The sequence below is a fragment of the Streptomyces sp. NK08204 genome (genome assembly GCF_020400585.1).
Lineage (GTDB): Bacteria > Actinomycetota > Actinomycetes > Streptomycetales > Streptomycetaceae > Streptomyces.
In genome coordinates this window covers 81,896-105,698 of sequence record NZ_JAINVF010000013.1, presented here as the reverse complement: position 1 = coordinate 105,698, position 23,803 = coordinate 81,896, and the positions used below count along the sequence as shown (strand labels likewise).

Genomic DNA, 23,803 nt, shown 5'->3' with positions numbered 1-23,803 from the left:
AGCCGGGCCGGTGCCTGGTGAGTGAGTTACGCCTCGGTCTTTCCCACCTGGTCCGAGGTCTCCTCCTCCACCTCGGCCATCGCCGGGTCGAGCAGGCGGGAGAGGAAGTGCCGGGTGCGCTCGTGGCTCGGGTTGCCGATGACCTGCTGGGGGCTGCCGTCCTCGACGATCACGCCGCCGTCCATGAAGACGACCCGGTCGGCGACCTCGCGGGCGAAGGTCATCTCGTGGGTGACGACCATCATGGTCATGCCCTCGTCCGCGAGCATGCGCATCACGGCGAGGACGTCCCCGACGAGTTCGGGGTCGAGCGCGGAGGTCGGCTCGTCGAAGAGCATCACCTCGGGCCCCATGGCGAGGGCGCGGGCGATGGCGACGCGCTGCTGCTGGCCACCGGAGAGGGAGGAGGGGTAGGCCTCGGCCTTCTCGGTCAGGCCGACCCGGGCCAGGTTCTCGGCGGCGGTCCTCGCGGCGGTCGCCCTGTCCCGCCCGAGGACCCGGCGCTGGGGCAGCGTGAGGTTCTCGGTGACGTTCAGATGCGGGAAGAGGTTGAACTGCTGGAAGACCATGCCGATACGGCGGCGGACGGCGTCGATGTCGACGTCCGGGTCGGTGACCTCGGTGCCGCCGACGAAGACCTGGCCCTTGGTGGGCTCCTCCAGCAGGTTGACGCAGCGCAGCAGCGTCGACTTGCCGGAGCCGGAGGGGCCGATCACGCAGACGACCTCGCCCTGGCCGATCTCCAGGTCGATGCCCTTGAGGACCTGGTTGTCGCCGAAGGACTTGTGCAGGTCCCGGACGCGGATCTCGGGGCGGGTCACTTGATCTCCTTCTGGGCCTTGGCCTCCAGACGGCGCACGACGAAGCCGAGCGGGATGGTGACCAGCAGGTAGCACAGGCCCGCGACCAGGATCGGCGTGGAGTTGGCGGTGGTACTGGCCAGGTCCCGGCCGAACTTGGACAGTTCGCGCTCCTCCAGGGTCACGCCGAGCAGCAGCACCAGGGAGGAGTCCTTGAAGAGCATGATCAGCTCGTTGGTGAGCGGCGGGAGGATGATCCGGAACGCCTGCGGGATGATGATCGAGATCATCGCGCGGGCAGGTGAGAAGCCCAGTGAACGGGCCGCCTCCATCTGTCCCTTGGGCACCGCCTGGATGCCGGCGCGGAAGGTCTCCGCCATGTAGGCGGCGCCGATCAGTCCGAGGCCGAGGGCGGCCTTCCCGTAGGTGCCACCGGGGATCTCCGTGCCCGGGAAGGCCAGCGGTACGGCCACCGCGATGAAGACGAAGATCAGCAGGGCGGGCAGGCCGCGGAAGATCTCGATGTAGAGGCCGGCCAGCCAGCGGTACGGGCCCACGGAGGACAGCCGCATCAGTGCGACGACGAGGCCGAGCGCCAGTCCGACGGCAAAGCCGGACACCGTGTACAGGACGGTGTTCTTCAGCGCCAGGGTGATGACGTCGGGCCACATCTGCCGGGCGATGTCGCCCTGGGCGAACTGGTTCTGCAGCCGGCCCCAGTCCGCCGTGACCGCCAGGGCGGTCACGGCGGCGACGAAGACGACGTACTGCACACCGCGGGACAGACGGCGCTTCTGGCGCCGGGTCAGGCCCTTCTTCTTCGGCTGGAGCCGGACCTCGGTGTCGGTCATGACGCGGCGGGAGAGGCCACGGAGGCGTCGTACGGGCCGATCCACTGCTCGTAGATCTTCTTGTAGGTGCCGTCGGCCTTGGCGCCCTTGATCGCCTTGTTGACGGCGTCGAGCAGCGCCTTGTTGCCCTTCTTGACCGTGAAGCCGTACTGCTCGCCGGTCTTGAGGTTGTCGACGATCTTGAACTTGTCCGCGTTGGCCTTGTCCTTCAGCCAGCCCTGGACCACCGGGTAGTCGATGACGACGGCCTGGACCTGGCCGGTGCGCAGGCCGTTGAGGACGGCGTCGGAGGACTCGAAGGAGACCGGGTCGAAGCCCTTGCCCTTGACGTAGTCCTCGCCGGTGGTCTGCGCCTGGGCGCCGAGCTTCTTGCCCTTGGCCTTGACGTCCGCGAGCGAGGTGAGGCCGCTGTTCTTGTCCACGAGGACGGCCTGGGTGGCCTCGAAGTACGGGTCGGAGAAGTCGACGTGCTTCTTGCGCTCGGGGGTGATCGTCATACCGGCGGCGGCCAGGTCGCACTGGCCGGAGTTGAGGAACGCGCCGGTCTTGAAGTTCTCGAACGGCGTGTCGAGGATGTCCTGCTTGACGCCGAGGTCCTTGGCGACGAGGTCGATGAGGGAGACGTCGAAGCCCTGGACCTTGCCGTTCACCTCCGACTGGAACGGCGGGTACGGCAGGTGGGTGCAGGTGGTCAGCTGACCGCCCTTTGCCAGGTGAACCCCCTTGACGGTGGTCTTGCCGCTCCCGCTGTCCGAGGAGCAGCCGGCCACGACGAGCGCGAGCGCGGCGGTCGCGGTGGTGGCGGCCAGGAAGCGGGTCCGGCGCCCGAGCGGCGTATTCATGGGGGTCTCCTATGAGTGAACTGTGGGTTCCGATTATAAGGAAAGATTTGAGTCTCTCAAATCAAACCCATGGTTTGAGGCCCGTGTGACCTGAGAACGGTGGAATTGATCATGCGGCGACCCCCGCCGGGGGTGGAGCCTGGGCCGGGGACGCGTCCGCCCGGCCGCGGCGCGCCGCCGGAACCGCCGGCCCTGGAATTCAAACCAGCTTCACCATTCCCGACCGACTTTATTGCCGTCGATTCACCTATTGATTGACGACAGCTTCCCGTTTTCTTCTGCCCGCTTTTTCGGAGGCTAAACGGGGGAGATTTCCAGCGGATTCAGAGGCTGTGACACGCTCCACAACGGAGGGGTTTTGTCCCGATTTAAGCTGGGGCAATCCAGGCATTCCGCATTGGATCACGTCCGTAGCGAGAACCCCGCTCGTGCATTTCTGAATCCCCCTCGCTAAATTCGTGCCGCATGACTGCCGCACCCGCAGACCTACTCATCGACCGACCGACGGTGTCCGACGGAGCCGCGCTCTGGCGTCTCGCCAAGGACTCGAAAACCCTCGACCTGAACTCGTCGTACAGCTATCTGCTGTGGTGCCGGGACTTCGCCGGCACCTCCGCGGTGGCGCGCGGGGCGGACGGGGAGCCGGTCGGTTTCGTCACCGGGTACGTGCGGCCCGACCGGCCCCGCACCCTGCTCGTCTGGCAGGTGGCCGTGGACCTGGCCCAGCGGGGCCGCGGTGTCGCCGCCGCACTGCTGGACGGACTGACCGCACGGCTCGTCGCCGAGCGCGGCATCGCAGAGGTGGAGACGACCATCAGCCCTGGCAACACCGCCTCCGAGCGCCTGTTCACCTCGTACGCCGCCCGCCACGGCGCGAACGTCAGCCGCGCGGTGCTGTTCCCGGCCGGCCTTTTCCCGGACGGCCCGCACGACCCCGAAGTCCTTTACCACATCGGCCCGTTGACCCCCCGTACCGCGCACTGAGGAGCAAATCACCGTGACCATCACCCAGCCCGACCTCAGCGTCTTCGAGACCCTGGAGTCCGAGGTGCGCAGCTACTGCCGCGGCTGGCCCACCGTGTTCGACCGTGCGCAGGGCAGCCGGATGTACGACGAGGACGGTCATGCGTACCTCGACTTCTTCGCCGGTGCCGGCTCACTCAACTACGGCCACAACAACCCCGTCCTCAAACGGGCGTTGATCGACTACCTGGCGCGGGACGGCGTCACCCACGGCCTGGACATGTCGACCACCGCCAAGCGGACCTTCCTGCAGACCTTCCAGGACCTGGTGCTGCGCCCGCGCGACCTGCCGTACAAGGTCATGTTCCCGGGGCCGACCGGCACCAACGCCGTCGAGTCGGCGTTGAAGCTGGCCCGGAAGGTGAAGGGGCGCGAGGCGATCGTGTCGTTCACGAACGCCTTCCACGGCATGTCCCTGGGCTCCCTCGCCGTCACCGGGAACGCCTTCAAGCGGGCCGGCGCCGGTATCCCGCTGGTGCACGGCACCCCCATGCCGTTCGACAACTACTTCGACGGAACCGTCCCGGACTTCCTCTGGTTCGAGCGGCTGCTGGAGGACCAGGGCTCCGGCCTCAACAAGCCCGCCGCGGTGATCGTGGAGACCGTGCAGGGCGAGGGCGGCATCAATGTCGCCCGCCCCGAGTGGCTGCGCGCCCTCAAGTCCCTGTGCGAGCGGCAGGACATGCTGCTGATCGTCGACGACATCCAGATGGGCTGCGGTCGCACGGGGGCCTTCTTCTCCTTCGAGGAGGCGGGCATCACGCCCGACATCGTCACCGTGTCCAAGTCGATCAGCGGCTACGGGCTGCCGATGTCGTTGTGCCTGTTCAGGCCCGAACTGGACGTCTGGGACCCGGGCGAGCACAACGGCACCTTCCGCGGCAACAACCCCGCGTTCGTCACGGCGACCGCCGCGCTGGAGACGTACTGGACCGACGGCTGCGCCATGGAGAAGCAGACCCGCGCCCGGGGCGAACAGGTCGAGCAGGGGCTGATCTCCATCACCGAGGAGAACCTCGCCGATGTGTCGGAGTACCGCGGGCGCGGTCTGGTGTGGGGCCTGGAGTTCCACGAGAAGGCGCGGGCCTCGCGGGTCGCCCGGCGGGCCTTCGACCTCGGGCTGCTCATCGAGACGTCCGGCCCGGAGGGCGAGGTCGTCAAGCTGCTTCCCGCCCTGACCATCACCGCCGACGAACTGGACGAGGGCCTGAGCGTCCTCGCCCGCGCCGTCCGCGAAACCGTCTGACCGGCCGGGACCGACAGGCCCGACCGACAGCACCGACAGCACCGACAGCACCGACAGCACCGACAGCACCGACAGGAGAGAGCACAGCACTGTGATCGTCCGATCGTTCAAGGACATCGAAGGCACCGACCGGCATGTCAGGGCCAAGTCCGGCACCTGGGAGAGCAAGCGGATCGTCCTCGCCCGGGAACGGGTCGGCTTCTCCCTGCACGAGACCGTTCTGTACGCCGGCACCGAGACGTCGATGTGGTACGCCAACCATGTCGAGGCCGTGGTCTGCGTCGAGGGCGAGGCCGAACTCACCGACCACGAGACCGGGCGGACGTACACGATCACGCCCGGCACCCTGTACCTCCTCGACGGGCACGAGCGGCACACGCTGCGCGTCAAGGAGGACTTCCGCTGCATCTGCGTGTTCAACCCGCCGGTCACCGGACGGGAGGACCACGACGAGAACGGCGTCTATCCCTTGCTCACCGAGCCCGAGGAGGTGTGACATCCCATGACCACGACCGTCAGCGATCTCTACCCCACCCGCGGCACCACCGAGGTGACCGTGCCCCGGCAGGACCCGGTCGTCTGGGGCTCCCCGGACACACCGGGGCCGATCACGACCGCCGGCCTGCAGGCGTACGAGCGTGACGGCTTCCTCGCCGTCGACCAGCTGATCACCCCGGACGAGGTCGAGGTCTACCGGCGGGAACTGGACCGGCTGGTCACCGACCCGGCGGTCCGGGCCGACCAGCGCTCGATCGTCGAGCCGAAGTCGAAGGAGATCCGCTCCGTCTTCGAAGTGCACCGGCTCAGCGAGGTGTTCGCGAACCTGGTGCGCGATCCGCGGGTGGCCGGCCGCGCCCGGCAGATCCTCGGCTCGGACGTGTACGTCCACCAGTCCCGGATCAACGTCAAGCCGGGCTTCGGCGCGAGCGGCTTCTACTGGCACTCGGACTTCGAGACCTGGCACGCCGAGGACGGCCTGCCGCACATGCGCACGGTGTCCGTCTCGATCGCGCTGACCGAGAACCTCGACACCAACGGCGGGCTCATGATCATGCCGGGCTCGCACCGGACGTTCCTGGGCTGCGCCGGGGCCACGCCCGAGGACAACTACAAGAAGTCGCTGCAGATGCAGGACGCGGGCACCCCGTCCGACGAGGCGCTGACCTCGCTGGCGGACGAGTACGGCATCCGCCTGTTCACCGGCAGGGCCGGCTCCGCGACCTGGTTCGACTGCAACTGCATGCACGGCTCCGGCGACAACATCACGCCGTTCCCGCGCAGCAACGTCTTCATCGTCTACAACAGCGTCGAGAACACGGCGGTGGAGCCGTTCGCCGCGCCGGTGCGCCGGCCGGAGTTCATCGGGGCCCGGGACTTCACCCCCGTGCAGTGAGTCCACACCACCGCGTCCGCCGCTGATCCGGCGGTGCAGCGGCGGCGCCCCGCCCCCATGCGGGCATGCCCCGGCCGGTATCCGCCTGTCGGGGCATGCGCGCGGTGGGGCGGCCGGGTGCCGAGGCCCGGTGCGGGCTCATGCCCAGGCCGGAACGTCCAGGATCTCCAGCACCGCCGCGCTCCAGGTGAAGCCGAGACCGACCCCGAAGACCAGCACGAGGTCACCGGCAGCCGGCCGGCCGCTCTCGACGAGGTGGTTCAGGTTGACCAGCTGGTCGGCGGCGCCGATGTGCCCGATCTCGCGCCCCCACTCGTAGACGGTCTTCGTGTCGTCGATGCCGAGCAGCTTGTAGAAGCCGTTCTCCACCAGACGCGCGCCGGTGTTGGGGTGAAGCACGTACGCGATGTCGGCGAGCTCGACGTCGGCGTCCCGCAGCGCGGTCTCGACCATGGCGAGCAGATTGCCGCCCATCCGCGCGATGATCGTGCCTTCCGCCCCCTCCTCCATCGTGGCGGCATAGGCGACCTTCCGCTCCCGCAGGTCCACCGGCCGGCCGCCCAGGAACGGTCCCGCCGACCAGCCCGCCGTGCCGCGGTAGATCGGCTCCAGCGTGGCGTCGGAGAGCGTGGCGGTGGAGCGCACCCGGGCGAAGCCGGTACTGGAGGTGAGCACCACGGCGCCCGCGCCGTCGCCGAAGACCTGGGAGTCGTCGCTGGTCCAGCGGTCGAAGTACGGCAGGCGGAAGGAGTCCCCCGCCGTCACCAGCGCGGCGCTGCCCGGGCGGGCGGTCACCCAGGAGGCCGCCAGCTCGAAGGCGATCAGCGAGCCGTTGGACCCCTGGCGCACCTCGGCCACCGCACCGGTGCCGCCCACCGAGTTGTCCTGGACGTATGAGGCCGGCTGCCAGAAGTCCTGCCCCTGGTGGCCGAAGCAGGCGTGCACCACCAGCCCGAACTGCGCCTCCTCGCACCCCGAGCGGGCCACCGCCTGGCGCGCCGCCGCGGCCGCCATCACCGGCGGTGCCTCGTCCGGCCGGGCGACCCGGACCGCGCGAATTCCGTTCGCTTCCGCCGCATCGGCGGCGTACAGGCCGGCGGCGACGGCGGTTTCCGCCTTCTCGACCGCTTCGGGAAGGTACGCGCCGACTCCGGCGATGTAGAGCTGCTCCCAACGCATGGGTACCTCTGATCGTGCTAGATGGTGGGTGGTCGACTCCACCTCGGGTGGAGTGCGGCCGCTCGCGCGAGACCGTCGGGCGCGGCGATCTCGCGGGCCGGGCCGAGTACCGCTACCGAAGACCTGACAGGCCTCCGGTCGGACTTTCCGTGCGCGCCCGGACCTCGGACGCGCGCACGGACGAAAACCGCGCTATGCGGGACGCAGCCGGCAGCGGACGGGGGTCTCCGTGCGAAGAGTGACCCCGTAGGTGACGGGAACGTGTTCGTCCACCGCGTCCAGTTCGTACTGCCGCAGGATCATCGCAAGGGCCGTCACCGCCTCCAGCATGGCCAGATGCTTGCCGATGCATGCGCGCGGGCCGCCGCCGAAGGGGAACCAGGCATAGCGGTGCCGGGCTTTCTCCCGCTCCGGTGTGAACCGCTCGGGATCGAAGCGTTCCGGCTCGTCCCAGTAGCGCGGGTGCCGCTGCGTCACCCAGGGCGAGACCAGCACCTCGGCTCCCGCGGGAATCGTGTAGCCGTCGATCTCGGTGGCGGCGACTGCGTTTCGCGTGACGAAGGCACCGGCCGGGTAGAGACGCATCGACTCCTTGACCACCCAGCTGAGGTAGCGGAGTTCGTCCATGTCGGAGGAGACGGGCGCACGGGTCCCCAGCACGCGCCGGGCTTCCTCGCGGGCGCGCTCCTGTGCCTCGGGGTGCCGGGCCAGCAGGTGCAACGCCATGGCGAGCGAGGTCGATGTCGTCTCGGTGCCGGCGAGCAGGAACACCAGTGCCTGGTCGCGGGTCTCTGCTGCGTCCAGCTTGCCGTCCTCCGCGTTCTGAGCCTGGACCAGCAGTGTGATCATGTCCTCCGCCGCCGACGTGTCCGCCTCCGCTCGCCGCTTTCCGATGACCCGGTCGCACACCGCGTACAGCTCTTCCGTGGCGGCGGCGGCCCTGCGGTTCATGGGCGTCGGCCAGGTGCGCGGCACACTGACGAACGAGTAGCTCCGACGCTGGATGTAGTCGCCGATGACGGGAAAGCAGCGTGCCACGACATCGAGGGCGGCCTCGAAGTCCGCGCCGAAGAGGATGCGGACCGTGATGCGCTGGGTCAGCCGCGACATGTCCTCGACCAGTTCCACCGTGTCGTCCGGCGCGTTGTCCCAGGCGGTGAGCAGTGCCTGGGTCTCCTCGGCGATCTCCGCGGCGTAGCTGTCGACCCGGCGCTGTGTGAACAGCGGCTGCAGCAGCCGACGCTGACGCTGATATATGGCGTCCTGACTGGTCAGCAGGTTGTTGCCCGCCGTCTCCCGGACCTCCTGGTAGAAGCGGCTGTCCTTGCGGAAGTTGGTCGCCTCGGTCGCCAGGACCTGCTGGGCGCCCTCGGCGGAGAAGACCGCGTAGATCTCCTTGCGCAGCCCGGGCGGCCCTGCGGTGAAGCGGACCAGGTCACCGTAGTCGCGTCGCGCGTCCAGGAAGAGATCGAGAGCGCCGCGCCTGAGTTCGAGCATCGAGCCGAGCAGCGGCGAGCCCGCGGGCCCGGGTACCACTGCGGACGTCTTGCCGGGCGGAACGGTCGTGGACATGAGAGTGCACTCCTAGGGAGGGAGGAGCGGTCGCGCCGGATTTCGCGCACGCTCGGGATGCTGGGTGAGGCGGGCGCTACGGGGTGACGGACGCGCCGGCCGAGAGGAGTCGGTCGATCGCCGACGTCACCGCGGCGGGTCTCGCCACCGGCGGTTCGTGACCGGCGCCGACGAGGCGGACCACGGCGTCCGGGCAGGTGCCGTCTCCTCGATCGTGTGCGCCCTGCCGTCGCTTTCGCCGTACCCACGCAGATCCGGCCGGGTCACCCGTCGCTGCGCGGCGAGGTGAGCCATCCGGTGGTCCCAGCGGTGTCGGCCGGCCGTCCATCGGTGGACGAGCACCGGCGGGACACCGTCGTGGCGGTCCTCGTCGTCGAACGTCGGCCGGGCGCGTCCGACTTCGCATCGAGCCATGGCGTCGTGCCCTCCTGCGTCGTGATCGAGGCCGGCGTGGGAGTGCGGGTCCTTCGCTCGGTCACCGACGCTCAGTCACCGGTCCTGCCGAGGAAGTCGAGGACGTGTCCGAACACGTCGAGCGCCGCGCCACGACCGATGAACATGTCGAGGTGGCCGTAGCCGGGGACCTCGGTGTAGGTCACGTCCAGCTGCGGCTGCCTGGCGGTCAGCACCTCGTGGCAGAGCTCCTGCGAGTTCAGCCAGAGTCCGTTCTCGCTGCCGGACAGCAGCAGCACGGGGCAGTCGATACGAGAGGCCTGGTCGAGGGCGTTCGCCGGCAGCGCGCGGTAGCGGTCGTCACCGTGGTGCCAGCGCACGACGCTGCGCGCCAGTGCGATGCGCCGCAGATGCGGCCAGATCCACAAGGGTGCCGGGCCCATCAGCTCAGCCAGCCGGTTGTGCGTGGCCGCCGAGAGATTCTCGTGCACGAACAGCGAAGCCCCCATGCCCCAGGCGGAGTTGTGCAGGATCTGGCAGGTGGGGTCCGGACAGGTCGCCTTGCGGGAGGCCAGGGCGAACAGCAACGTGTGACGCGACCGGAAGCCGACCTTGCGGAAGTCCACGGGTACGTGGTCCATGCGGGACCGCAGCAGCTCGCTGCCCAGGGTCATGCGCAGCGAGGTCCGTCCGGCCAGCTTCGGCGTCAGGAACACGCCCTGCGCCACCACGCCGGCGAGCCCGGGCACCAGGCCCGCGGTCATGCTCATCGACAGCGCGAGCGCGCCGATGCAGTGCGCCACCACGAACAGCGGCCGGGTGCCGATCCGCTGCCGGATGCGCGCCACGGCCTCGGGGATGTCATACAGGGCGACGTCGTCATAGGTGTACCGACGCCCCGTCTCGTTGTAGGGAAGGCGGCAGCTGCCGCGCCAGTCCAGCAGCCACGGCTCGTAACCCGCGTCCAGCAGTACCTCGACCAGGTTGCGGGTCTCGGGCAGCAGGAACATGTCGGACGAGGCGGTGTGGCCGTGCAGCAGCAGTACGGCGGGCCGGTCGGTGTCGTCGGTGGCGACCCGGGTCAGGCCGAGCCTGAACCCGTCCTTGGTGACGAACGGCATCTCTTCCACGCGCGCCTCCGCGAGGCGTGCGTACAGCGGTCGCAGGGTCATCGCGGGCGCTCCGTCAGTGTCAGGTTCCGGCGTATGTCGAGCAGGTCCGCACCCACCCGGGTGAACGGGCCGAGCAGTCCGATGCCGATTTCCCGGCCGAACCAGAGCAGCCACGTCAGCTTGGCGATCCGCTGCTCCTGGGGGGACAGGCGCGGGTTCACACGGATGCCGTCGATCTGTTCGCGCAGGTAGCTCTCGGCCGGCACGACGACCTCACCTGCCAGGTGGGCGGGCTCGCCCGCACGGCCGATCGCCACGGTCAGTGCTCGCGTCTGCCGCCACAGATCACGCCGGGCGCGGGCGAACTTCCGGCCCTCCAACCACCAGCGCTGCCCGTCTGCGTCGCGCAGCGTCAGCCGGTACCTGAGCAGCGGGTGGCGCAGGCCGTGCCGCTCCGGGATCCCCTCCTGCGGCCGGACCCAGAGGTCACCGTGCTCCACCACGAGCGGCTCCGCATGCATCAGAGTGCAGCGGAGCTCGCCTGCGACGTCGACCCGACGCTCGCGGATGAGCTGGTACATGCTGGCGATCGACAGGGTCAGCGACAGCGTGCAGGCACTCTCGGCGGGTTGGCCCGCAGGACCCAGGCTCCCCTCCATCGTCTCGGAGAACCAGAGGTACGGCGTGTCGGCCCGCTCGGGCAGCCGGGCGAGACCGTCGTGCGCCAGCCTCTCGAACGTCTTCAGCTGTGCCTGGGTGTCGTACCGCGCGGCGGGTGTGAGGCCCTGCGCGGCCACGAAGGCCTCGGTGCGCCTGCCCGTGGCCGCGGGTCCCGTCAGCGTCGCTTCGCACAGCTTCAGTGCCGTCGGGCTCTGCAACACCCGTGTCAGGAAGTCGAGTTCGGGTATCGGCTCGGCCTCGAGACGGGTCAGGGTGTCGGCTCGCCACTCGTCCCAGTCCTGCACCCGGACGTTCATGCCGCCCAGGCTCATGTCCCGCACGACGTCGTCGAGGGTGTTCGGGGTGCCGGTCAGGTTGTAGTTGTATCCCCAGGCGCTGGGCTCACAGATGACGGCCACCGCCACTCGGCTCACCCAGTCCACGGGGGCGGCGTTGAGGTAGCGGAACGCGGGGACGCTGCGGAAGCGGCTGAAGGCCGAGAGCAGCCCGCTGCTGAGGTCCTGGGAGTTGTAGGCGCCTGTCCTGGTGTGCCCGCCGATACCGCCTGGCCGCAGTACCGTGACCACCAGACCGTGATCACGGGCCCGCCGCAGTGCGGCCTCCGCGGCCCACTTCGACTTGTCGTAGCCGGCGACGAGGCGGTCGATGTGCGCGAGGGGGTCGTCCTCGCCCATGGAGGCGATGCCGACCTCGTTGAACACCGCGATCGACGAGATGTGGTGCAGCGGCTTGGGCCGTCCGGCCGCCGCCAGTTCCGCCAGCGCGAGCGCTCCCAGCACGTTGCTCTGCCGCAACGACGGGTAGCCGCGCAGGAAGTCCACCGCCGCGCCCACGCTCACGACCGCGTCCAGCTCCTGGGCCAGCTCGTTCCATCGATCGGCCGTCAGGCCGAGGTTCGGCTTGCGGAGGTCGCCCGGCAGGACGCTCACCCGCCTGCGGATCTCGGCGGACCACGGCAGTGAGTAGCCGGTCAGCGCCGCACCGAGGCGCTGGAGCCCTTCCGACTCGTCGCCGGCGCGCACCAGGCAGTACACGTGCGCGTCGCTGTGCCGCAGCAGATCGAGGAGCATGTGGCCGCCGAGGAAACCCGTCGCTCCGGTCAGCAGCACGCGGCGGGGCGGGACGGGCTCCGGGGGAGCCGCCCACGGCAGGTCGTCGGCGAGGGCCAGGTCGGCCAGGATGAGGTCGAGGTCGTCGTCCCCGGTGCTGGCACGTACGGCGCGGGGCGCGGGCGTGGGCCGCTTGGAGTCGTCGGCTCCGTTGGCTGCGAGCCAGCGCTCGGCGAGACGCCGCGGCCGGGCGTCGGCGAACACGTCGTCCAGGGTGAGCTCCACCCCGAGCTCGCGGGCCACTGACGCGACCAGTTCCACTGCCCCGACGGACGTTCCGCCCGCCTCGAAGAAGTCGGTCTCCGGCCCCACCGCCGCCTCCAGGTGGCGGCCGGCCAAGGTGGCGATGGCCGCGGCCAGTTCGTCCGCGTCTTTCGGCCGTGCGACCTCCGCGGCTGTGCGCGCCGCCGGTCGGGGGGCCGCTGGGGCCGCTGAGGGGAGCACTCGTGCGAGCAGGTCCGTCACGCTGAGCGCGGTTCCGCCCCGCTCGATGGCCTCGCCGATCAGCCGCTGACCGGGATCTGCTGCCCGAGCCGGCCTGTCCTCGTTGTTCTGCTGCACGGGGAGCCCTTCGCCGTGTGTGTCTGTGTTCGCCATCACTGCTGCCAGGACCGGAACGCCCGCAGGTGCTCCGGAGTCGTCACGAGTTCCAGGAGCCTGCTGTCCTGGTCGCCGCCGCCGAGCGCGGCCACCAGGCGCCGGGCCGGAATGTTGCGGGGCGTCTGCGAGGCCGTCAGGCGCACCTTGCCGCAGTCGAGGTCGTCCGCCCGGTCCGCCAGCCACTGCAGGAACCTCTCCTCGGCGCCGCGCCCCAGTACCCGGCAGCTGAGCATCCAGGCGAGGACGTCCAGCTGGTCGCCGTCCTGGCGGACCGCGACCAGCCCGATCTGGCCGTAGTCTCCGAACCGGTCGCGGGCTGCGGCGATCCACACCTCGCCCTGCTGCCGCCAGCGCTCCAGGTCGCCGTCGTCGCCCGACCGGGCGTGCAGGGTGAACTGATTGGTGCGGCGGACGAGTTGTGCCGCACGCGGCACGTCGTCACCGGTCAGCGGCCGGATGTCGACCTCCAGTCCCAGCTGGTCGAGGAACTCCTGGAAGCCGGCCTGCCCACGCGCCGCCTCACGCTGCTGCTCCTGCTCGTAGAACGCGGCGCGCAGGGAGTCCTCGGCGGTCGCCGCCGCCGGGACGAGCGGCCACAGCCGGGACAGGAAGGACTCCAGTTCGTCGACGGCAGGGCAGGTCACCGAAAGCACCTCGGGCAGTGCCGAACGCACGGCGGCGATCTCGACCGGGTTGTCGTCGAGGAACAGGAAACTGTCGACGCCCAGGTTGAGCGTCCGCGCCGCCTGCGCCAACCGCTCGGACTTACGACCCCATTCCGCGGAGATCACGCTGAAATGCTCAGCCCGCAGAACGCTCTCCGGGCGGTCGAGCACCGCTCGCACCGTGGCTTCGTCGTTGTTGCTGACCAGCATCAGCAGGGTTCCGGCGTCCCGCCACTGGAGCAGTCGGCGGGCCAGCAGCGCGCGGGCACCCCCCAGGTCCACGCCGTCGGGGCCGCTTTCCCCGGCCACACCGCTCCACAGCGTCTCGTCTCCGTCCACGGCGATCACCTTCGGCGGCGTGCGGCGCACGGCCTCGGCCGTCTCGGCCAGCGTGAGCGCAACCGCCGCCTGGAACTGCGGCGTGAACGGCAGATGCGCCAGCTGGTCCGTCCTGTCGTCGAAGACTTCTGCGACCTCGTGGTGCCGTGTCCAGTCGTCGGGCAGCAGGAGCGCGAAGCCGGGAAGCTCCGACAGCTCGGACGCCACGTCACGCTCCCAGCGCTCCAGCCGCTCGTCACGGTGTGCGCTGGGCAGGAAGCCGACGATCAACGGCTTCCTGCTCCGCTCGGACAGGGCCCGCAGAGCGGCGGGATACTGCGTGCGGAGCTCGGCGAGAAGGGCGTCGTCCACATGGCCGAACCGTTCCAGGTCGGCCGCCCTGAGCAGCACCACGCCCAGCGCCGTCGACGGGTCGGCGAAGACCCCCGAGGGGTCCTGCAGGCTTGCCAGCACCTGGTGGTAGGGCGCTTCCGCGACCGAGACCGGCGCCGCCCCACCGCCGTCCGCCCCGTCGCCGCCCGCCCTGTCGCTCAGCGCCATCTGGCACAGCAGGGGCAGGTTGCCCAGCGCGAACGTCGCCGCGACGGCGACACAGAGCTGAGCGGGTGTGGTGTCCGGGCGCTCGGGCGCCGGGCCCTCCACCATGGCTCCGGTACGGGCCGGGGCGGTGGGATCCTCGGCGGCCTCGGCGAGCAGCCGCAGGAAGTCCTCCCCGAGCGCCGTGCTGGTGGCCTCGTCCAGGATGTCGAGGCTGTAGTCGAGCCGGAGCCGGCCGGCGTCCGGTGTCATCGTCACCATCAGGTCGAGATCCGAATAGCCCGTGCCGGCCGGCAGGATCTCCAGATTCGTGAGCCGGACCGCCGAGGACCGCACGTAGTTGAAGTACACCTCGACCAGCGGCGCGTTCGGCCGGTACAGCCCCTGCGCGACGAGTGTCGACAGGGTGTCCGAGAACATGGCGCCCTTGGCCAGGACTCGCTCGAGGTGACGGTCGCTGCGGCGCAGCACATCCTGGACGGCCTCGTCGCCGGCGGCCTGTGCCGGGAACGGCACCGGCACACCGAAGAACCCCAGCGCACCGTCGGCGTCGGCATGGATCCGGGTGTCGACGGGGACAGCGAGGACGAACCGGTCGCGTTCCTGCCGCCGGGCGAGCAACACGGTCAGTACGCCCAGACAGAACGCCGCCGGCGTGATCGCGAGCCGGCTCGCCTGATCCGACACCCGTGCCATCAGCCGGTCGGGCAGCGTCAGGGTCACGCTGCCGGCCCGGTACGAGCGTTCGGCAGGGCGCTCCTTCGCGAGGGTCAGGTCGAGTCGGGCGGCACCGATGAAGGACTCGTGCCAGTCGTCCGTCGTGCCGTCCGAGCCGTCCGAGCCGTCCGAGCCGTCCGAGCCGTCCGAGCCGTCGGCCGGAGCCTGCTGGGTCTGGGCTTCGAGCAGCAGGTCGATGTCGCGGTTGGTCACGGCGTCCCCCAGCGTCGCCCCGGCGAGCTCCGCGTCGATCTCGGCCGTCACCAGGAGCAGCGACTGCAGATCGCTCACGCTGTGGTGGGCGCAGAAGAGCAGCGTCTGGCCCTCGTCCCCGCCGTCGAGCAGCTCGAAGCGCCACAGCGGAGCGGTGGTGAGGTCGAACGGCTGCTCCACGAGCGCCCGCAGCCTGGCGTCGACATCGAGTTCCGCGCCGTCGCCCAGCTCGGTCCAGCGCAACAGCCGCGACGCGGGCACGTGCTTGTCGATGCGCAGCTGCTGCTCGCGTCCTTCACCCGCGACGATCGCGGTGCGCAGGGCCGCGTGACGTGCGGCGAGCCGGGTCAGCACGCCGGTCAGGCGTTCCTGGGTGGCCTGCGCTCCGAGTCGGACGGCGACGCCGACGGCGTGGGCGGAGCCCGGTGTGCCCTGCTGTGCGCTGCGCACCAGACGGGTCACGTCACGGGGCGCGGGCCGCAGCTCGGTCTCGGGAACGTCGCCCGCCGGCTGCCGCTCGTCGGGAGCGGTGGCGGGCCTGGCCGGGCTGCCCTGTGCCGTCAGCGCGGAGAGCAGCAGCTGTGCGAGGCCTCGGATGTCCGCGGCCGAGAAGGCCGCAGTCGTGGGCAGCTCGACGCCGAGATCACGGACGAAGGAGTTGCGCAGCCTCACCGTCATCAGGGAGTCGAGACCGAGCGCCTTGAGGGAGGCGGTGGGGGTCGCCTGCGGCAGGCCGCCCACCACCTCGCCGACCATCTCCCGCACATAACCCTCGAGCAGCTCCCGCTGCTCACCGGCGGTCGCCGCGCCGAGCACCCGGGCCACCAGTTCGTCGGAGTCCGGCCCAGCGGCCGGCGAGGTGATCAGCCCCCGCAGCATCGGCCGCGACCGGGCCACGTCCGGATCGAGTGCCAACGCCTCCCAGTCGAGCCGGGCGGGAACCAGCTGACGGAGTCCAGTCATGGACAGCACGCGCTCGAACAGGTCGCCGCCCTCCTCGGGGGAGAAGGCGACGAGGCCCGACCGGCGAGTGCTCTCGGTCCGGGTCGCGGACTTGGTGACCAGGCCGACACCTGCCCAGGCGCCCCAGTCGAGGCTGAGAGCCTGCCGGCCCGCCAGGGCGAGGTGGTGCGCCCAGGCGTTCTGGAAGGCGTTCGCCGCGGAGTAGGGGCTCTGCCCTGCCGAGCCGAGGACTCCCGCCACCGAAGAGAACAGGACGAGGCTCTCCGCCTCGGGCACCAGCCGGGTGAGCAGAACCGTGCCCAGCACCTTCGGGGCGAGCACCCGCAGCACCCGTTCGTCGGACAGGTTCGCCACGGTGGCGTCGTCGACGACACCGGCGGCGTGCACGATGCCGGTGATCGGACCCAGCTCGCGGACGCGGTCCAGCGCCGCCGCGAGGCCCTGCGGATCCGCGACATCGGCGCGAGCCAGGTGCACGGTGACGCCGCGCGCACGCAGTTCCTCGGCCCAGCTCTCCGCCTCGGCATCGGGCGCGGAGCGGGTCATCAGGGCCAGGCGGCGTACGCCGCGGTGTACCAGGCGCTCGGCGGCGACGCGGCCGAGGCCGCCCAGTCCTCCGGTGATCAGGAACGTACCGTCAGTCGCCGGTTCGCCGTGCCCGACGCCGTCCTGGCGGCTGCGCACGAGGCGCGGCACGAGGCGACCGGACTCGCGCAGTGCGACGAGGTATTCGTCGTCCGCCTGCAGCAACTGCGTGAGCAGGGCGTCCACCCCACCGGAGGGCGGCAGGTCTATCAGCGTCGTCGCCAACTGGGGGTACTCCTGGGCCAGGGCCAGACCGAACCCCCAGGCGAGCGCCTGCTCAGGCGCGGTCACCTCGCTCCCGCCGGCAGGCTGGGTGCCCCGTACGACCAGGAAGAGGCGCGGCACCCGGCCACGCCGGCCCTGCGTGAGCACCCGGGCGAGGTGAAGGGTGCTCAGACACCCCAGTGCCGCGGCCTCCTCCGCTGTCTCGACCGAGTCGACCCCAGGGGCGTCCAGCGAGAACAGGTGGACCACCTGCTCGGGCCCGCCTGCGGGGAAGGCCTCGTCGAGCAGCCGGGTCAGGTGCTGCGGGTTCTGCGGATCGATCCGGAACCGGCCGGGAGCCTCGGCGGCGAACGTGTCACCCTTCACCGCCACCACATGGGGCAGCGGGCCGAGCAGCGCGCTCAACCGAGCTCCCACCCCGCGGTCGTCGGCGAGGATCAACCAGGGACCCTGAGCAGGCTGCGCCTGCGCGGTGGGCCTCGGCTGCCATTCCACTTCGTACAGGGACGCGTCGAGCGGAGACAGCGCGGACAACTCGAACTCCTCGATGCGCAGTACTTCCTGCTCCTGCTCGTCGAGCAGCAGCAGGTCCAGCGTGACGGCGTCCCGGTCCACGGCCCGCAGTCGGCAGGCCACCCAGGCAGGTGCGGTGCGCGGCTTCGAGAACCGCAGACGCCCCACGCCGGTGGGTACCAGTGCGCGGCCCTCGGGCGCGCCCAGCGGCAGCGCGGCCGTGTGGAAGGCCGAGTCGAGCACCGCGGGATGCAGCAGGTACCCGCCGCGCGGTGAGACGGCCAGCCTGCCCAGCGCGGTGGTTTCGGCTTGCCAGCCCTGCTCCAGACGGCGGAAGGACGGACCGTAGTCGATTCCCAGCGCGGTGAGCGCGGCGTAGACACCAGACAGGTCGGCTTCGGCGGGGCACTGCGCGCGCAGCGCTTCGAGGGACCCGTCCCACGCGTCGCCGGGCCGGGTGCGGGTGCCGGCGCCCTCCTCGGCAGCGGCGCCCAGGACGACACGCCCGGATACGTGCCGTGTCCACCCGGACCGCGACTCGCTCGGCACCGTGGAGGCGATGGTGAAGTCCCGGCCGGCGTCATGTTCCGGCTGCAGGACCAGCTGCAGCCGGACACCCTGCCCGGCCGGCAGCTTCAGGGGTGCCTCGAACCTGACGTCGGCCAGCCGCACCTCCTCGCCGTCCCGGAGACCGGAGGCCGCCTCGAGCGCCATCTCCAGGAAGGCGGCCGCGGGCAGCCACACCTCGCCGGCCACGCGGTGATCGAGCAAGTAGCCGAACTGGCTGTTCTGCGTGTCGAGATCGGTCTGGAAGATGTGCCGGCCTGGCGCGTCACTCGCCTCGATCCGCGTGTCGACGAGCGGTGTGCGGCCCGCACCGGAGGGCAGGGCCGGGGCAGCCGTCAGCCAGTAGCGCTCCCGCTCGAAGGCGTAGGTGGGGAGTTCGGCGAGGGCACCGGTGGGATGCTGGGCCGACCAGTCGGGCTCATGTCCCACGCTGTACAGCCGGCCGAGATGACGCAGCAGACTGTCCCGGCCGCCGGCGTCGCGCCGCAGCGAGCCCACGCTCACCGCGGCGACTCCGCTCTCCTGCGCGACCGACTCGATGGCCGCGCCGAGCGTCGGATGCGGGCTCAGTTCCACGAAGTACCGGTAACCGTCCTCCAGCATGCGGCGTACGGTGTCGGCGAACCGCACCGGTCGGCTCAGATTCGCGTACCAGTACTCCGCGTCGAGCCCGTCACCGGCGGTGGGCTCCGCAAGGACCGTGGAATAGAACGGGATCGACGTGTGCCTGCCTCGCACCTCCGACAGTTCGGAGACCAGCTCCGCACGCAGCGGAGCCATGAGCGGGCTGTGCGACGCGAACGGGGTCGTCAGGCGCCGGACGGGGACCCCCTCCTCGGCGAGCTCGCCCTGAAGGCCGGTCAGCGCATCGATGTCGCCGGACACCGCGATGGACCCCGCGCTGTTCACGGCACCGACGAACAGCCGCCCCTGGTAGGCGGTGAGACGCTCCTCGACCTCGGACAGCGGCAGTTCCACGGAGATCAGGCCGCCCCTGCCGGCCAGCGGTACGACGGCACGAGCGCGCCGGGTCACCACGGCCGCGGCGTCGTCGGCACTCAGTGCGCCGGCCGCGTATGCGGCTGCGATCTCGCCCAGGCTGTGGCCGACCACCGCGTCCGCAGAGACTCCGAGGGACTGCCAGGCCGCGGCCAGAGCCGCGTTGAAGGCGAACAGTGCCGGCTGCAGGATGTCGGTGCGTTCGAGATCGGGGGCCTTGGCCGCTCCGCGCAGGGCCTCCAGTACCGACCAGCCGGCGTGCCGGCGGATCGCATCGTCCAAGGCCGACAGCGCTTCCCGGAACGCCGTCGACTCGGTCAGCAGCTCGCTGCCCATGCCGGGCCACTGACCGCCGTGCCCGGAGAAGACGAACGCGACCTTGCCCGCCGGTGTCTCCCGCGCGGGTGACCGTATGACGTCCGGGTGGACACGGCCCTGCGCCACCGCGTCGAGGCCGGCCAGGAGACCGTCCCGGTCGCTCGCCAGCACCGCCGCGCGGCGCTCGAAGTGGCTGCGGCGGCGGGCCAAGGTGTAGCCGATGTCGCGCAGTGCCGGCCCGCTGGAACCGAGTGCGCCCAGGTGAGCGGCGAGACCGGTGGCCTGGCCGCGCAGGGCGGCGTCGTCGCGCGCCGACAGCACGAACAGCTGCCGGGGCGCGGTGCCCTCGTCCGTTCCGTCGGACGGATCGGACTGGTGGGCCGCCGTCTCCTCCCGGGCTTCCTCGACGATCACGTGCGCGTTCGTGCCGCTGATCCCGAAGGCGCTGACGCCGGCCCGCCGCAGTCGCGGGCCCGACGGCCAGGCCACATCCTCCTGGAGCAGCTGCAGTTCACCGCTGTCCCAGTCGACGTGGCGGCTGGGTCGCTCGGCGTGCAACGTGCGCGGAAGACTCCCGTGCCGCAGCGCCAGCACGACCTTGATCAGGCCTGCGACGCCCGAAGCCGCTTGCAGGTGGCCCATGTTGGACTTGAGGGAACCCAGGTACAGCGGGCGGCCCGTGGGGCGGGAAGCGCCGAACACCGACATGAGGGCGTTGGCCTCGATCGGGTCGCCGAGTGTCGTGCCGGTTCCGTGCGCCTCGATGTAGTCGATGTCCGCGGGCGCCAGCCCGGACAGATCCAGGGCCTTTCGAATGACCTGTTCCTGGGCCGGGCCGTTCGGTGCCGCGAGGCCCTGACTGCGCCCGTCCTGGTTGACCGCGGTGCCACGCAGCACCGCGAGCACCTGGTCGCCGTCCCGGCGCGCGTCCGTCAGCCGCTTGAGCACGACCATGCCGGCCCCCTCGGCCCAGACGGCTCCGTCCGCGTCGTCGGAGAACGACCGGCACCGGCTCGTCGGGGACAGCCCTCGCAGGCGGCTGAACTCCACGAAGGTCTGCGGAGTCACCATCAGCGTCACACCGCCGGCCAACGCCAGGTCGCACTCGCCCGAGCGCAGCGCCTGCGCGGCCAGGTGCACCGCCACCAGTGAGGAGGAACAGGCGGTGTCCACGGTCAGGGCGGGGCCATGGAGCCCGAGGGTGTAGGCAAGCCGGCCGGAGGCCACGCTGAGGGCGGATCCGGTGCTGACGTAGCCGTCCAGCTGGTCGAGACGGGAGCCCGCCAGGTAGTCGCTGCCGAACATGCCGACGTACACGCCGGTCGTGCTTCCGGAGAGCTGGGCCGGCACGATCCCGGCGCGCTCCAGCGCCTCCCACGTGGTCTCCAGCAGCAGGCGCTGCTGCGGGTCCATCGCCGCGGCCTCGCGCGCGGTGATCCCGAAGAAGGCGGCGTCGAAGGTCTCGATGTCCTGCAGGAACCCGCCCTCCCGGGCGTAGGTCTTGCCTTCGGCCTCCGGATCGGGGTCGTAGAGGGACTCGACGTTCCAGCGCTGCGCGGGGAACGGGCCGACGACATCACGGCCGTCTTCGAGTACCTGCCACAGCACCCCGGGATCGTCGGCACCGCCCGGCAGCCGGCAGGCCATGGAGACCACGGCGATGGGCTCGTCGGAGGTGGACTCCCGCCGCGTGGGGTCTGCCGCCCGCCTGCTCTCCTGGGCGTCGGACCTGAGCACGGTGCTCACCAGGTGGTCCGCGAGCCGGACCGGCGTCGGGTGGTCGAACAACAAGGTGGCCGAGAGCCGGGCGCCGATCCGGGCGCCGATGCGGTTGCGCAGCTCGACGGCCATCAGCGAGTCCATCCCCCGCTCGCTCAGGGGCTGGTCCCCGCGCAGCTCGTCGGGAGAGCGGAGTCCCAGCACGCGTGCCGCCTCCGCACACACCACGGCGAGCACCCGCTCGATCCGCTCGGCCTGGGGGAGCCTGGCGAGCCGGGCCGCGAATGCGTCGTCCCGTCGCGCGGGCTTCTCGGGAGGCAGCAAGGACCGCCACAGCGCGGTCGCGCCGCCCTCGCGGGCCAGCGCATCGCGCAGCCCTCGCTGGTCCAGAGCCCACGCGACCAGATGCGGCGCCCGGCGCAGCAGTGAGCGTTCGACGAGCCCGCACGCCTGATCCGGCGACAGGGCGCCGTGGCCGAGCCGCGCCATCCGCTCGAGATCGGCGTGGTCGGCCGCCAGGCCGGTGCCGGCCCATGCGCCGAACGAGACCGAGACCCCTGGCAGGCCGAGCGCCCGCCGGTGGTGGGCAAGTCGGTCGAGGAAGACGTTGGCGGCCGCGTAGTTGCCCTGCCCAGGGCTGCCCACGACCCCCGCCGCCGACGACACCAGGAGGAAGAGATCCAGTGGATCGTCCGTCGTGAGGTGGTGCAGGTTGATCGCCCCCGCCACCTTGGGGCGCAGTACCCGGGCGAACCGCTGCGGTGTCTGTTCGACGAGTACGCCGTCGTCCAGCACGCCGGCGCAGTGCACGACACCGCGCAGCGGGCGGGCCTGGCCGATCACCCTGGCGAGCTCCTCGGCGTCCGCCACGTCGCATGCCGCCACCTCGACCTCGGCACCGAGCGCGGACAGCTCCGCGGTCACCTCGGCGCTGCGCGGGTCTTCGGGGCCCCGCCGCGAGGTCAGCACCAGCCGCGCGACTCCGCGCGAGGCGAGCCACCGTGCGATGTGGACGCCGACCCCGCCGAGACCACCGGTGACCAGCACGGTGCCGTCGGTGGGCACCGGGCCGTCGGGCGGTGGCGGCTCCGCGGCGGTGTCCGTCAGCGGCTCGCGCCGTGCCTCGGGCGTCGCCCGGTCGTCCGCGCTCCGGCTGCGCATCAGCCGCGGGACGAGCAACGCGTCACCGCGCACCGCGAGTTCGGGTTCGTCCGAGTCGGCCACGAGCCGGCTCAGCACGGGCCACGGAGTACGCACGGCCTCGAGGCCGTCGAGGTCGATCAGACGAAGTCCGAGCTCCGGGTGTTCCGAGCGCGCGGTGCGGGCCAGGCCCCACAGCGCCGACTGGGCGAACCCCGAGGCGGGTGCTGTCGCGTCGGTCGCAACCGCGCCGCAGGTCACCCAGAGGACGCGAGAAGGCAGCTGCTCCGGCGGCAGGGCGAGGAGCGACTGGAGGTCGGCGAGCCCGGCGCTGGTGAGCTCCTGCACGTACTCGGCCGTGCCGGTGTCCGCTCCGGGCAGGGGCCAGAAGCGGACGAGGGTCTCGCCGGCGGCATCGGCCACGGCGTCGGCCGTGCGGATCCCCGCCGCTTCGAGGCCCTGCCGGGCCGCAACGGCGTACGGGTGTGAACTGTCCCCGGCCACGGTCCACTTGTCGTCCCGCGGCTGCGCTCCGGCGGTTTCGGGGACCACCGCGGTCCAGACCACCTCGTAGAGGCAATCGTCCGCGCGGGAGCCCCGCACATCTGACGGGTTCACCGCGCGCAGGCGCACATCCGTCAGACAGCCCGCGGGGAAGCCGTCGGAGTCCCAGAGCCGCACGTCCAGGACGACCTCGTCCGCGGAGCCGGCTGTCCGCCGGACGGACGCGATCACGTCCCCGGAAGCCCCGGGCCGCAGCACGTACTGTCCGACCGAGAACGGCAGCAGCACTCGGCCCTGCTCCTCGAAGGCCGCCGCCACGTGCAAGGCGGCATCCAGCAAGGCCGGATGGACCGGATATCCCTCCATGTCGTCGCGCTGGGGCGACGGGAGTGAAAGACGGGCCAGCAGCTCGTCGTCCCCCGTGCGCACGGCCGACGCGACGCCCTGGAACGCGGGGCCGTAGCCGAGGCCGCCCTCGGCCAGGCGCGCGTAGGTCTGCGGATCCCAGCACGGCTGCGCACCGTCCGGCCACCTCGGCGGTGCGCCCGCGTCCGTCACGGCCGGCTCACTCGCCGTCGCAGCGGCGTTCTGCACCCAGCCCGCGAGCTCCTGCCCACGCGGCCGGCTGTACACCGCGACCTCGAGCGGATCCTGCGGGCCCGCGGCGACGACCTCCACGGAAACCTCGACGGAGCCGGAGCGCGGCAGCACCAGCGGGGCGAGAAGCAGCACGTCGGTGAGGTGAGCCGGCTCCTCGGGGCGGGCCGTCTCCAGCGCGGCACGACACAGCTCCGCCAGTGTCGTGCCCGAGACGACCACCTCGCCGAACACCGTGTGGTCGACCAGCCAGTCGGCTGTGCTCGGGGACCACTCGTTGCGGAAGGTCCAGCGGGTGGCGTCGACCGAGCGGAGCTCGATTCCGAGCAGAGGGTGCGCGGAACGGGGCAGGAAGCCGGATGAGCCCGAGGCCGGATCGGGGTCGGTCCAGTAGCGCTGCG

12 protein-coding genes and 1 pseudogene are annotated in these 23,803 nt (G+C 71.2%); 4 read left to right on the top strand and 9 right to left on the bottom strand.

From position 1 onward, the window contains the following. Positions 1-26 precede the first annotated feature (26 nt). Genes K7G59_RS20870 through K7G59_RS20860 form a run of 3 tightly spaced genes read right to left on the bottom strand, consistent with a single transcriptional unit; the run spans position 27 to position 2,493 of the window. Positions 27-821 (bottom strand): amino acid ABC transporter ATP-binding protein, encoded by a 795-nt coding sequence (locus K7G59_RS20870; protein ID WP_225836386.1) that lies wholly within the window; start codon positions 819-821, stop codon positions 27-29. Continuing rightward, positions 818-1,651 (bottom strand): amino acid ABC transporter permease, encoded by an 834-nt coding sequence (locus tag K7G59_RS20865; RefSeq protein WP_225836385.1) that lies wholly within the window; start codon positions 1,649-1,651, stop codon positions 818-820. Before K7G59_RS20865 ends, K7G59_RS20870 begins: the two co-directional genes overlap by 4 nt. Further along, entirely contained in the window at positions 1,648-2,493 is an 846-nt protein-coding gene (locus K7G59_RS20860; protein ID WP_225836384.1) for a transporter substrate-binding domain-containing protein, read from the bottom strand. Before K7G59_RS20860 ends, K7G59_RS20865 begins: the two co-directional genes overlap by 4 nt. A 465-nt stretch (positions 2,494-2,958) precedes the next feature. On the opposite strand from K7G59_RS20860, the gene ectA reads away from it, so the two are divergent. The 4 genes from ectA to thpD all read left to right on the top strand — a co-directional run bounded on the left by ectA (position 2,959) and on the right by thpD (position 6,155). After that, entirely contained in the window at positions 2,959-3,477 is a 519-nt protein-coding gene (gene ectA, locus K7G59_RS20855) for a diaminobutyrate acetyltransferase (RefSeq protein WP_225836383.1), read from the top strand. 13 nt (positions 3,478-3,490) lie between these two features. Then, a complete protein-coding gene (gene ectB / locus K7G59_RS20850) occupies positions 3,491-4,762 on the top strand; it encodes a diaminobutyrate--2-oxoglutarate transaminase (RefSeq protein WP_225836382.1) in 1,272 nt (423 codons plus the stop codon). 91 nt (positions 4,763-4,853) lie between these two features. Continuing rightward, complete coding sequence (locus K7G59_RS20845) at positions 4,854-5,258, top strand: ectoine synthase (RefSeq protein ID WP_225836381.1); 405 nt, start codon at positions 4,854-4,856, stop codon at positions 5,256-5,258. Between the two features lie 6 nt (positions 5,259-5,264). Further along, positions 5,265-6,155, top strand: coding sequence for an ectoine hydroxylase (thpD, locus tag K7G59_RS20840; RefSeq protein WP_225836380.1), 891 nt, complete (start codon positions 5,265-5,267; stop codon positions 6,153-6,155). Between the two features lie 138 nt (positions 6,156-6,293). Here thpD and K7G59_RS20835 read toward each other — a convergent pair whose 3' ends face one another. The 6 genes and pseudogenes from K7G59_RS20835 to K7G59_RS35395 form a co-directional block, all read right to left on the bottom strand. Next, on the bottom strand, positions 6,294-7,334 hold the full coding sequence (locus K7G59_RS20835) for a ketoacyl-ACP synthase III family protein (RefSeq protein ID WP_225836377.1): 1,041 nt from the start codon (positions 7,332-7,334) through the stop codon (positions 6,294-6,296). A 192-nt stretch (positions 7,335-7,526) separates the two neighbouring features. Further along, a complete protein-coding gene (locus K7G59_RS20830) occupies positions 7,527-8,906 on the bottom strand; it encodes a cytochrome P450 (protein ID WP_225836375.1) in 1,380 nt (459 codons plus the stop codon). Positions 8,907-9,391: 485 nt separating this feature from the next. Continuing rightward, positions 9,392-10,471, bottom strand: coding sequence for an alpha/beta hydrolase (locus K7G59_RS20825; protein WP_225836373.1), 1,080 nt, complete (start codon positions 10,469-10,471; stop codon positions 9,392-9,394). Then, on the bottom strand, positions 10,468-12,762 hold the full coding sequence (locus K7G59_RS20820) for a thioester reductase domain-containing protein (RefSeq protein ID WP_225836371.1): 2,295 nt from the start codon (positions 12,760-12,762) through the stop codon (positions 10,468-10,470). Before K7G59_RS20820 ends, K7G59_RS20825 begins: the two co-directional genes overlap by 4 nt. Before the next feature lie 35 nt (positions 12,763-12,797). Then, a complete protein-coding gene (locus tag K7G59_RS20815) occupies positions 12,798-23,363 on the bottom strand; it encodes an SDR family NAD(P)-dependent oxidoreductase (RefSeq protein ID WP_374114258.1) in 10,566 nt (3,521 codons plus the stop codon). Positions 23,364-23,438: 75 nt separating this feature from the next. Further along, a pseudogene (locus tag K7G59_RS35395) lies at positions 23,439-23,726 on the bottom strand (hypothetical protein); the annotation flags it as partial. Between the last annotated feature and the right edge of the window lie 77 nt (positions 23,727-23,803).